Consider the following 10,501-nt stretch of genomic DNA (forward strand, 5'->3'; position numbering starts at 1 on the left):
CTTGTATATTAAAATTGTAAATAAAAATATTATTTCAAAAATAAATAAAATTCTAGATAAAAAAACCATGGATAAAGCTCTAAAAGTTAAAATTATGCTTTTATTCATGGTTTTATTATAAAAGTTTTCTATAAACTTTTATAATTTATTATTTTACTGTCTCTAATGCTTTTTTTACTTTTGGAACAACATAGTGACTACCACCTCTATCTTTTACATCTTCTGCCATCATAACTACTAGTAAATTATTTGGTGCTTTATTAGTTGTCATACCTACAAACCATCCAAGTTCTGTTCCCTTAGTATCATCTTGTGAAGCTTTTATCTCTGCTGTTCCTGTTTTTCCTGCTATGCTTAGGCCATTAGTAAATGCTGCATGCCCTGTACCATTTGGATTTTCAACTACTTGAATCAAGTCCTGTAGTATTAAATTTGAAGATTCTTTCGATGCTACATTTGCTTTCCACATTTTAATTTCTGTAACTTGTTTATATTCAAGATAAGGAGTTATAATATTCCCTTCATTTTCAAACATGGTGTATAACGATGCTAAATGAACAGGATTCAATAATACTTCACCTTGTCCATAACCACTATCAGCTAATTGTACTTCTGTTTTAAAATTCTTATCACTTGAAAATTGTGAATTATATAGTGGATATTCAAATGGAATCTTTTCTGAAAATCCAAAGCTATTTAACTTATCTTTAAATGCATCTTTTCCTATATCTAAGGCCGCTTGAGCAAAATAGATGTTATCTGAATAAACTAGGGCATTTAATAAATTAGAATTTCCACTATAGTCACTTACTCTTGTAACAGAATAATTTCCCCAACTGCTATCCTTTTTCCAACTAAATCCACTAATTTTCTTATCTGCATTGGGATCAAGTTTTTTAGTATCAAGTCCTATAACTGCTGTAATTGGTTTAAATGAAGACCCTGGTACTACTGTTCCTTGAAATCTATTATATAAAGGTTTATTAGAATCATTATTTAAACTATTCCACTTATCATTAGTCATACCCAAAACAAAATCATTAGGATTATATGATGGAGCGCTAACAAGAGCTAAGACCTCTCCAGTACTAGGATTCATAGCAACTGATACGCCCTTATCCTTTTCAAGCTGACTATATAATAAATTTTGCATATTGCTATCAATGGTTAATTTTAAATCAATCCCATCTTTGACTTCCTTCGTAATAAGAGATAATTTTTTTACTCCATCTTTATTTTGAATATATATTTCTGCCCCATCTATTGCTCGTAAAGTTTGCTCATATGTTTTTTCTAAACCTGCTTTACCAATGATTGAATTTTCATTGTATTCCTCATCTTTATGCTTTTCAAGCTCTTCTGCATTTATAATTTGTACATATCCTGTTAAATGAGCAGCTTTCACGCCTAATGGATATATTCTTGCATCTTTATCATTAATTTGGACTCCTGGTATCTTCATCAAACTTGAAACTCTTTCGTCCCCATAAGGTATTGCCTTTATAGGAACAAACATATCTGGTTTCACATATGCTGCATTTAACTGTTTGTTTATATATTCTACTGAAGTTTCTAGCAATTTTGCAATTTCCTCAATTGATGTGTCTTTATTCTCACCTAAATTTCCTGGAACAATTCCTACATTAGATGATATTGAATCTGTAGCAAACTTTGCTCCATTCCTGTCTATTATATCTCCTCTTTTAGCTTTTAAAGTTTTTACTCTAACCTTATCAGTATCAGTTAATTCTGGAAATATGGCTTTTGAATCCCATTTTAAAGTATAATCTTTCCCTATTTCTCTTGTCATAATTATAGAATTAGTAAATTTTAATTCTCCAGCTAATGTATTCATAGTAGTTTCATACTCTATTGTTGCTTGATTTGCGCTATTGTCAACTTTTTTAACTTCAACTTTTATATCACTGGCTTTAATGCCTTCATATATGTTTTTGTTTCTGGCAATAAAATCATCTTTAGAAATTGTCTTTTTAGTCTCATTATCAATTAATTCATACATTTTATCATAATCTTTTGAATTAACTAAATTTACATATTCAGTTAATTTATATTCAGGTTTATGTGTTTTATTATACATGAATAAAGCAATTACACATATTATAAGTGGAACAACTACAACCCCTACACCTAGAAAGAGATAAAAATTTTTCTTTTTGTCCATATATCCACATCCTTCTTTACTTAAATCTCCCAATTAATTATAGCATAAAGCTTGATATAAAAAAAAGCTGTCTCAAAAATACAAATTTTGAAACAGCATCTTTATTATTAACATCTTATAACTTCGACTTTATATCCATCTGGATCAGTTACAAAATAATATTTAGGTTTTTCTCCTGGAAGTCCTTTTAAATCAGTAACTTCATATCCAAGTTTTATATGCTTTTCTCTCATCTCTTCCAAATTTTCCACTCCAATAGCTGTATGGCTAAATCCATTTCCTATTTCATAAGGTTTTTCTATGTCATAATTATATGTGAGTTCAATTTCATATCCATCAATTTCATTTGATAGATAAACAAGGGTAAACTTATTATCTGGAAAATCCTTCTTTCTCGTTTCTATAAGACCTAAAGCCTCTTTATAAAATTTTAATGATTCTTCTAAATTTTTAACTCTTATACATGTATGCAACATTTTTACTGACATTTTCAGTACCTCCTTTAAAACATTTCCTCACTTATAATATACCATATAAATTCAATTCTAAAAATACTTTGTAAATATGTTTTTCCAAGGACGATATTACTTGCTTTATATTTAATGTTATAATACTCTATAAGAGTCACTATTTATTTTTTATTATACTAAGGAGGTTAATATTTTATGAAAATATTAAAGTATATGCTTATATTCGTGCCTATAAGTTTTATAGCTGAATTTATGCATGCATCACCATCAATAATGTTTGTACTTGCAGCTTTATCAATAATTCCATTGGCTGGACTTATGGGAGAAGGAACTGAGGAAATTTCATTTTATTCTGGACCTAAAATTGGTGGATTTCTAAATGGTACTTTTGGAAATGCTACAGAACTTATAATATCATTTTTTGCTCTTAAAGAAGGTCTTTTTGAAGTTGTTAAATCATCCATTGCAGGATCTGTAATAGGAAATGTGTTATTAGTGCTTGGAGCAAGTATGCTTGCAGGAGGATTAAAATTTAAAGTTCAAACTTTTAATAAAAAAGTTGTTGAAGTATCTTCGAGTATGCTATTATTCGCAGTTATTGGTTTATGTATTCCTGCATTATTTACGCATACTGTAGATCCTTCTCTCTTAAATACAAGATATGAAGGACTAAGCATATTTGTTGCAATCATAATGTTTATAATATACATATTAAGTTTAGTTTTTTCATTTTTTACTCATAAACACATATATACAATTAATACAGAAGAAGAAGGTGGCACTGCTAAATGGTCTTTAAAGAAAGCAATCTTAGTATTAGTAGTTGCAACTGTATTAATAGCTATAGAAAGTGAATTTTTGGTAAGTGGTATAGAATCAGTAACTCATAGTTTAGGTCTTAGTGAGTTTTTTGTAGGTATAATATTGATTCCTATAATAGGAAATGCTGCTGAACATAGTACTGCTATTGTTATGGCAATGAAAAATAAAATGGATGTAGCCTTAGAGATTGCTATAGGCTCTAGTTTACAAATAATTCTATTTGTTACTCCAGTATTAATATTTTTAAGTTTATTATTTACTCCAATGAGTATTGAATTTAATGAATTTGAATTAATTGCACTTATAGTTGCAGTATTAATAGCAAACAGAGTTTCAAATGATGGAGAATCAAATTGGCTTGAAGGTGTACAACTTTTAGCTGTATATGCCATAATCGGTGCTTCATTCTTTATACTTTAATTCGTATTAGAGATCTATTAAAGTATAATATTAATATTCTTAAATAAAAAAAATAGCACATATTTTAGCTAAATATGTATTAATAAAAATTTCCAAAGTGAATGAACATAACCAGTCCCTCCAAAATCAAGGACTGGTTATATTTTAAGCAAATTATTTTTATATTAATTTTCTTTATCATTTGCAAATTGACTATTATAGAGATTTTCATAGAAACCTTGTCTTTCCATCAATTGTTTATGATTTCCTTGTTCTATAATATTTCCTTCATTTATTACTAATATTAAATCAGCACTACGAATTGTTGAAAGCCTATGAGCAATTACAAAACTAGTTCTACCTTTCATTACATTCCTCATTGCATTTTGAAGCATTAATTCTAATCTTGTATCAACTGAGCTCGTAGCTTCATCTAAAATAAGAATCGCAGGATTTTTTATTATGGCTCTTGCTATAGTTAGTAATTGCTTTTCTCCTTGTGAAATATTAGATGCTTCTTCGTTTAAAAACATATTATATCCATCTGATAGTGTTTTTATAAAATGATGTACATTAGCTATTTTAGCTGCTTCTATAATTTCTTCTTTAGTAGCTCCAAGTCTTCCATATTCTATATTATCATAAATTGTTCCATTATATAGCCATGTATCTTGAAGAACCATTCCAAATAATGAACGTAAATCTTCTCTCTTCATGTCCTTTGTATCTATTCCATCTATTTTTATAGATCCTCCTTGGATTTCATAAAATCTCATAAGAAGATTTATCAAAGTAGTTTTTCCTGCTCCTGTTGGTCCAACTATAGCTACCATTTGTCCACTCTTTACTTCTACATTAAAATCCTCAATTAAAGGTTTTTCCTTAGAATATCCAAACTTAACGTGCTCAAAAGTGACATTTCCTTTTGGATTTTCTATTTTAATAGAATTCTTCTTATCTTGAACTTGCTCCTCTTCATTTAAAATTTCAAATACACGTTCAACTGCAGCAAAAGCTGATTGTATTGCTGAAGATAGCTGAGTCACTTGAGAAAGTGGTTGATTTATTTGCCATATGTAACGGATAAATGCCTGAAGATTACCAACTGTAATTATTCCGTTTATTGCATAAATCGCCCCAACAATCCCAGTAATTGCAATTCCTAAATATGTTATTAGGGCTACAAGCGGCGACATTATACTTGATATAAATTGAGCTTTGAACCCAGTTATACAAAGTTTTTCATTTACTTTTTTAAATTCTTCTATAGCATCATCTTGTTTTCCGAATAATTTTATCTCATTAAATCCAGTATACATTTCTTGAACTTTACCATTTAGTTTTCCAAGTGCTTTTTGCTGACCATAAAATAGATTTTGTGATTTCAAAACTATAAACTTAGATACAAAATAACTTAATGGTATTATAAATATAGCAATCAAAGACATGTTTATATTAATTGTAAACATCATCGCTACTGCAAGTGTTAAAGATAGAACTCCATTAACCACTTGACTAAAACTTTGTTGAAGCGCATTAGATATAGTATCTACATCATTTGTTATTCTACTTAATACGTCTCCATAACTATTTTTATCAAAATAACTTACTGGTAATTTTCTAATTTTATCTTGCAGCGCACTTCTTAAATCTCTCATAGTATTTTGAATAGCATTAGTTAATAAGATGCTTGCTATATATGTCGATCCTGCACTCAATATATAAATAATCCCCAAAGCTACAAGAATTTTTATAATATAGCCAAAGTTAACTGAAGCACCTGGAATTTTATTTATTATATTAGTTGAATCAGTTTTAAGTTGTGTTAATATTAGTCCTTCAATAATTGGTGAAACAGCAGTAAATATAGCAGCTATTATTATAAATAAAACAGCAACAATAAATGGTATTCTATAAGGTTTTACAAAAGGAGCAATCTTATTTAGGGTTTCTTTTAACTTTTTCATTATGCTAATTCCTCCTCTGTAAGCTGAGATGATGCAATTTCATGGTATATATTGCATGACTTTAACAATTCTCTATGAGTACCTTGTCCTACTATCTCACCTTCGTTTAATACTATAATTTTATCTGCCTCCATAATAGATCCTATTCTCTGTGCAACCATTAAAACTACAGATTCTTTTGTTTCATTTTTTAACTTATCTCTCAAACTCGCATCTGTCTTGAAATCTAGGGCTGAAAAACTATCATCAAAAATATAAATCTCAGGTTTTCTAACTATGGCTCTTGCAATAGACAGCCTCTGCTTTTGACCACCAGATACATTACTTCCGCCTTCACTTATTATTTCGTCGAATTTCTTAGGCTTACGTGAAATAAAATCATATGCTTCTGATATTTTAGCTGATTGTTCAACTTCAATATTATCTGCATTCTTTTTCCCAAATCTAATATTGCTACCTATACTTCCTGTAAATAATAGTGTCTTTTGAGGTATGAATCCAATTTTTCTGCGTAATGATTTTAAATCATAATCTTTTACATCTACTTCATCTATTTTTATACTACCTTCTGTAACATCATAAAATCTTGGAATTAAATTAATTAAAGTTGATTTTCCACTACCAGTACTTCCTATGAAAGCGACTGTCTCCCCCTTTTTTGCCCTAAATGAAATATTCTTAAGTACAGGCTCTTCTCCATCTGGATATGTGAACGTAACATTATTAAATTCTATCCTTCCTCTAACTTCCGTATCAAGAACACCGTTTTTAGGATTCTTAATAATTGGTTGCGCATTTAATAGTTCTTGAATTCTATTAGCTGAAACCTGTGCCTTTGGATACATTATAAATACCATTGAAAATAACATAATAGAAAACATTGCATGAAACAAATAATCTATAAATGCAGCTAACTGACCAACCTTAAGTATTCCTACATTTATCATTTTACTTGAAAACCAAAATATTAATATTATTGCTATATTTAATAATAAAAAGAATAATGGTTGAGAAATTGACATAAGCTTAAACAATTTTTTAGATATATTAGTATAATTACTATTTGTTTCTCTAAACCTCTTTCTTTCATGTTCATCATTACCAAAAGCTCTAATCACTCTTATTCCTGTTAAGTTTTCTCTTGAAATGCGATTTAATTTATCTAGCCTTTTTTGTTGCGATTCTGACATTGGCTCAGACACCTTTGCTATAATTGCTACTCCTGCTACTATAAATGGTATTGTTATAGCTAGTACCAACGTTAATGATAAACTTGTCTTAAAAATCATAACCAAACTTGTAATGAACATAACTGGTGTAAGTACTGCTGTTTTAAGTAACGTATTTACAAATTGTAAGATTTGAAAAGCATCATTAGTTGTTCTAGTAATCATTGATGATACACCAAATTTATCATATTCACTATGTGAAAATTCTTGAGATTTTATAAAAATATCATTTCTTATATCTCTTGTAATACTAGAAGAAATTTTTGCTGAGCAATACCCAAGTAATATGGTTCCTAGAATACCAATTATTGAAATTACTACAATTATGAGTCCCATTTTTTTTGCATAATATATATTATTATAGGCTATGCCATTATCAATTACTTTAGCCATTATTGTTGGAATTCCAAGCTCAACTAAGGCAAATCCAAAAACTGATATTACATTTAAAGTAATAAGTAGCTTGTAATTTTTTAAATATTTTAAAATTAATTTCATTTTTCTTTTGCTCCTTCTGTAGTTTTCTGAGTATGTTATAATTAAGTCATAATAAAAATAGATATCAATGGTAATATTCCAATTATCTCTGAAAACTATTAAATAAGATCAAACTGAATACTTTCTTAAAGTTTCTAAGTTAATTCATTAGTATATCTATTAGGCAACAAGTTAAGATTCAGTTTTTATATACCTAAAATCAATAATTATTATATTGAAATATTATAACTATACTGCTATTATACTATCATAAAGTATACGGTAACCGTATAGTCAATAGGAGTACTTATATTATGAATGAAGATTTTAAAAAATATTTTAATACTGGAGAATTTGCTAAGTTATGCAATGTAAAAAAACAAACTCTTTTTCATTATGACGATATTGGAATTTTTTCACCTGAAATAAAAACTGAAAATGGATATAGATATTATTCCGTGCAACAATTTGAAGTATTTAATGTAATTCTTATACTCAAAGAAATTAATATGCCTTTAAAAGATATTAAAGATTATCTAGATAATAGAACACCAGATGAATTAATAAAATTATTTGAAAATAAAATAACTCAAGTAAATAAAGAAATTGAAAATCTTAAAAGAATACGCAAATTCATGAAACAAAAAATTGAAATAACTAAAAGAGCTTGTTCTACTGATTATTCTAAAATTACATTAGAAATTTCAAAAGAAGAACTCCTAGTGTTAAGCAAATCAATCGAGAATCTTAGTTATAAAGATTATTTAAAAACTATCTCAGAGCACTTAGATTATTGCAATTCCCATCAATTACATGCAAGTTATTCTATATGTGCAATGATAAATAAAGAAAATATTTATAAAGGTGTTTCTGACAATTATTCTTATATATATGCCAAGCTAGAATATAACACTAATATTAAATCTACTTTTATAAAACCAAAAGGTTTGTATGTTATAGCATATCACCAAGGTAGTTATACTACAGTTGATAGAACATATAAAAAAATCATAGAATTTTTACGTGAAGCCAATCTCAACATGGGTAAATATGCTTATGAAGAATATATTTTAGATGAGGCTACAGTGAAAGGTTATGAAAATTATGTAACTAAAATTTCAGTTGAAATTGAAGGCCATGTCAAATAAAATTCGTTCAAGAATTAATTTCTCTAATAAATATATTGCTTTTAGTTGTAACAACAGGACTAAGAATTATTTCATATATTAATACTTCTAACACACCTGTGTATAATGCAGAAAAACATCACTACAAATAGCTATTCAGTCAGCAAATACAGTGAAAGCTAATTTAGACAGCCAATAAAAAAATAACAAGTAAGTATTTTATTATCTCTTACTTGTTATTTTCTTTTACATTAAAACCATTTATTTTTCTTAAACCAAACTACGCAGATAACAACTATTGTTATGCTTATTACTATAACTAGCGGATATCCATAGCTCCACCCATATTCAGGCATATTAAAATTCATACCATACCATCCAACTATAAGAGTAAGAGGCAAAAAAATCGTTGTAACAACTGTAAATAATTTCATTAAAGTATTTTGATTTATATCTACTTGCGCTTGATATGCTTCTCTAACTTGTGTAACATAATCTCTTAAATTATTTACAGATTGATATAATCTATTACTACGATTAGTAACCATTCTAAAATACTTAATTGCCTTTTTATCTATAAGATTATTATCATTTTCTTCAATAGACTCTGCAATATTTAAAAGTCTTTCATAATAACGCTTCAGCTTAAGTAATTTTTTTCTAAGTATAATTATTTTGTTTAAATAGTTATCCTCTTTTGAAGTCATTAAGCCTTCTTCAAGTTTAGTAATTTCTTTTTCAATATTTTCAATAAAATATGTATCTTCTGAAGTAAGTTTATCAAAAAATATATATAGCATTTTACTAAGATTTGTAAATTTGATTTCCATAGATTTAATTTTAGAAATTATTTCCTTTATAAGGCTTTCATCCTCACATATAAATACAAGAAGGTCTTTTGTAAAAAATATACATATTCTTTTTGATGAATGTAATAAATTATCTATCTTTGGAATTTTTAAAGATATATAATCAAATCCTTCATAACTCTCAAATTTTGATGTTCTTCCATTAAAACATTCATAAAGTATTTTATCATTTATATAAAGTTTATCTGCCATCTTTGGTAATTGTTGAAATGTAATTACACAAACAAATGATTTGCCATCATTTAAACTTATATTATCAACGGAATCTTCAATTAAAGTATCATTACTTAAAAAATATATCATTATAATCACCTTTTTCAATATTTCATTATTCTATCTTACCATAAATAAATAATTGTTAACAATAAAAACAAGTCGTTTTAAACGCCATGTTACTTAATATATCAATATAAATAATTTACTTATAGTATGTTTATCATATTAAACTGCTAATTTACTATTTCCATATACTCTATTTCTTCCTAAATTTTTTTCTTCATATTTTACAGGACTAGTAGCAAAATACATTGGCATTTTTCTTTTGTCTTTTATTTGTAAATCAGCTTCAATCTTTCCAAATCCAGTTTTCATTTCTATATCAATTGCCTCTAAAACTGCTTTTTGACTTTTTTCGTCATTCTTATACCAATCTAATAAATTCATATCTTGCAATTCTTATCAAAAGCATTCATTTAAATTAAATATTATTCATTTAAATTAAATATTATTCATTTAAATTAAATATTATTCATTTATACTAGGGCGTGTCTGAAAACAGAAATTTGCACAAAATTTAATTTTTAGGTAAAATAAAAGAAAAAACTTAGAGGTAACTATTATGGCACAAAAACGTTATGAAATATCTGATGAACAATGGAATCAAATAAAGGATTTATTTTCAGTAGCAAAAACCGGACGTCCTCCAATGGATAATAGGCTGATGTTCAACGCAATCTTAT

General features: G+C 27.4%; 8 protein-coding genes. 2 read left to right on the top strand and 6 right to left on the bottom strand.

Translation table 11 applies throughout. The features are described 5' to 3' along the window. Window positions 1-148: 148 nt before the first annotated feature. Window positions 149-2,182, bottom strand: coding sequence for a penicillin-binding transpeptidase domain-containing protein (locus tag CLPUN_RS01630; protein WP_077845638.1), 2,034 nt, complete (start codon window positions 2,180-2,182; stop codon window positions 149-151). Window positions 2,183-2,289: 107 nt separating this feature from the next. After that, window positions 2,290-2,670 carry a lactoylglutathione lyase gene (gloA, locus tag CLPUN_RS01635; RefSeq protein WP_077845639.1) on the bottom strand — a complete coding sequence of 127 codons (381 nt, stop codon included), beginning with the start codon at window positions 2,668-2,670 and terminating at the stop codon, window positions 2,290-2,292. 177 nt (window positions 2,671-2,847) lie between these two features. Here gloA and cax point away from each other — a divergent pair, with 177 nt between their 5' ends. After that, window positions 2,848-3,894, top strand: a complete 1,047-nt coding sequence (cax, locus tag CLPUN_RS01640; protein WP_077845640.1) for a calcium/proton exchanger — start codon at window positions 2,848-2,850, stop codon at window positions 3,892-3,894. A gap of 164 nt (window positions 3,895-4,058) precedes the next feature. Here cax and CLPUN_RS01645 read toward each other — a convergent pair whose 3' ends face one another. Both CLPUN_RS01645 and CLPUN_RS01650 read right to left on the bottom strand, forming a co-directional pair. Next, on the bottom strand, window positions 4,059-5,840 hold the full coding sequence (locus CLPUN_RS01645; RefSeq protein WP_077845641.1) for an ABC transporter ATP-binding protein: 1,782 nt from the start codon (window positions 5,838-5,840) through the stop codon (window positions 4,059-4,061). Continuing rightward, window positions 5,840-7,567, bottom strand: coding sequence for an ABC transporter ATP-binding protein (locus CLPUN_RS01650; protein ID WP_077845642.1), 1,728 nt, complete (start codon window positions 7,565-7,567; stop codon window positions 5,840-5,842). Before CLPUN_RS01650 ends, CLPUN_RS01645 begins: the two co-directional genes overlap by 1 nt. A 293-nt stretch (window positions 7,568-7,860) precedes the next feature. Here CLPUN_RS01650 and CLPUN_RS01655 point away from each other — a divergent pair, with 293 nt between their 5' ends. Further along, entirely contained in the window at window positions 7,861-8,694 is an 834-nt protein-coding gene (locus CLPUN_RS01655) for a MerR family transcriptional regulator (RefSeq protein ID WP_077845643.1), read from the top strand. Window positions 8,695-8,924: 230 nt separating this feature from the next. Here the strand turns inward: CLPUN_RS01655 and CLPUN_RS01660 are convergent, their stop codons facing one another. Further along, window positions 8,925-9,845 carry a magnesium transporter CorA family protein gene (locus tag CLPUN_RS01660; protein WP_077845644.1) on the bottom strand — a complete coding sequence of 307 codons (921 nt, stop codon included), beginning with the start codon at window positions 9,843-9,845 and terminating at the stop codon, window positions 8,925-8,927. A 138-nt stretch (window positions 9,846-9,983) separates the two neighbouring features. Next, window positions 9,984-10,205, bottom strand: a complete 222-nt coding sequence (locus tag CLPUN_RS01665) for a hypothetical protein (protein ID WP_077845645.1) — start codon at window positions 10,203-10,205, stop codon at window positions 9,984-9,986. Window positions 10,206-10,501 lie beyond the last annotated feature (296 nt).

This window comes from Clostridium puniceum (assembly GCF_002006345.1).
Classification (GTDB): Bacteria; Bacillota; Clostridia; order Clostridiales; family Clostridiaceae; genus Clostridium; species Clostridium puniceum.

Bases quoted from the DNA above. Each gene is read 5' to 3' on its own strand.
- CLPUN_RS01630 (WP_077845638.1), bottom strand. From the start codon at position 2,182: ATGGACAAAAAGAAAAATTTTTATCTCTTTCTAGGTGTAGGGGTTGTA.
- gloA (WP_077845639.1), bottom strand. From the start codon at position 2,670: ATGTCAGTAAAAATGTTGCATACATGTATAAGAGTTAAAAATTTAGAA.
- cax (WP_077845640.1), top strand. From the start codon at position 2,848: ATGAAAATATTAAAGTATATGCTTATATTCGTGCCTATAAGTTTTATA.
- CLPUN_RS01645 (WP_077845641.1), bottom strand. From the start codon at position 5,840: ATGAAAAAGTTAAAAGAAACCCTAAATAAGATTGCTCCTTTTGTAAAA.
- CLPUN_RS01650 (WP_077845642.1), bottom strand. From the start codon at position 7,567: ATGAAATTAATTTTAAAATATTTAAAAAATTACAAGCTACTTATTACT.
- CLPUN_RS01655 (WP_077845643.1), top strand. From the start codon at position 7,861: ATGAATGAAGATTTTAAAAAATATTTTAATACTGGAGAATTTGCTAAG.
- CLPUN_RS01660 (WP_077845644.1), bottom strand. From the start codon at position 9,845: ATGATATATTTTTTAAGTAATGATACTTTAATTGAAGATTCCGTTGAT.
- CLPUN_RS01665 (WP_077845645.1), bottom strand. From the start codon at position 10,205: ATGAATTTATTAGATTGGTATAAGAATGACGAAAAAAGTCAAAAAGCA.